The sequence below is a fragment of the Nocardioides sp. GCM10030259 genome (genome assembly GCF_042666375.1).
GTDB lineage: Bacteria > Actinomycetota > Actinomycetes > Propionibacteriales > Nocardioidaceae > Nocardioides.
Genome location: NZ_JBHTDF010000025.1, coordinates 1 through 739, shown reverse-complemented (window position 1 = coordinate 739; position 739 = coordinate 1). Strand labels below are relative to the sequence as shown.

Annotated in this window: 1 pseudogene; it reads left to right on the top strand. The window is 70.2% G+C overall.

Annotated elements, in window-relative coordinates:
• A pseudogene (locus ACFQQI_RS19400) lies at positions 1-398 on the top strand (methyltransferase type 11); the annotation flags it as partial.
• Positions 399-739 lie beyond the last annotated feature (341 nt).

The window sequence follows — 739 nt, the reverse complement described above, 5'->3', positions numbered from 1 at the left end:
AGATCCACCGCGTGCTCCGGCCCGGTGGGCGGGTCCTGGTCCTGGACACGGACTGGGACTCCCTCGTGTGGGCGACGCCCGATGAGGAGGTGATGGCGCGAGTGCTGGTCGCGTGGCGGGAGCACCTGGCCGACCCGTACCTGCCGCGTACCCTCGGACGCGCGCTCACCGCGGCGGGCTTCGCCGTGGATCGCCCGTCGGTGGTGCCACTGCTGAACGTCGGCACTCCCGAGCAGAGCTTCAGCGGCATCCTGCTCGGCCTGGTTGCCACCTTCGTCAGAGGCCGGAACGGCTTGGACGCGACGACCGTCGAGGCGTGGGAGGACTCGATGCGAGGGCTCGGCGATGACTGGTTCTTCAGCCTGAACCGCTACGTCTTCACCGCCACCCGCACCTAGCGCGCGTCCGCCTGGAAGGTGTCGCGAGGCCCCGCCCCCTGCTCGTCGTCGTCGTGAACCGCTCCACCCGCCGCTGGCCGAGCCGTGCGTCCACTGCCCACCCAGAATCGGCATCAGCGCGCACTCGTCGCGGCAGATCCGGTAGGTCGTCGCGGACGTCATATGGATAGCGGAAGCGGGTCCACCATCCGCGTGCCGCCCCGGGGCCGCCGCACGTGCTCATCGGCAGATCCGGTAGTTCAGGTGCGCCGACTGGCGGCTGTTAGACGATTCCGCTAGGACCGGTGTCCGGCCAGACTCGGTCCAGGCGTTCGGCGGGACGCTCTCCTTGCGGCTGCCCA